Source organism: Pantoea sp. E956-1, assembly GCF_982223955.1.
Genome location: NZ_CEUYZP010000100.1, coordinates 1 through 410 on the forward strand (window position 1 = coordinate 1; position 410 = coordinate 410).

General features: G+C 61.2%; 1 protein-coding gene. It reads left to right on the forward strand.

The window, feature by feature from the left end:
• Window positions 1-410 (forward strand): hypothetical protein (locus AC0T7J_RS25450; RefSeq protein WP_473798589.1); only part of this gene is annotated, 410 nt, incomplete at both ends.

Below are 410 nucleotides of genomic sequence, written 5' to 3' on the forward strand. Positions count from 1 at the left end.
GCCGAAGTGCACAACATTGATGCCACCTTCGAGCCGGACTTTGCCAATCCGCAAAAAAATCAGTTCAAGAATCAGACCCCATCCCAGGGTTTCTGCCGTCAGGTACCGGCAACGTGCGAGTCTTTGGGGCTGTTCAGCCTGATCGCGCAAATTCCGTTCGCCGCCAATGCACCGATTCAGGCCAACCACGCCGATCCGCGCCAGGGTGGCATGGCCAAAGTGCCGTCCGACTGGAGGACTGTTTCGGTGACCAACGCTGCCGGTGATAGCCACGTTGTCGAGGTGAGAATCGCCGGTGTTGGTCACGAGGCGGGCTTCCCGTTGTCGGTCGTCGAGCTGACCGGAGGCGGCTGGTGGGATGACTTGTGGGAAGGCGGCGGCTGGGTCTACGCTCCGCCACCGTGTCTGAG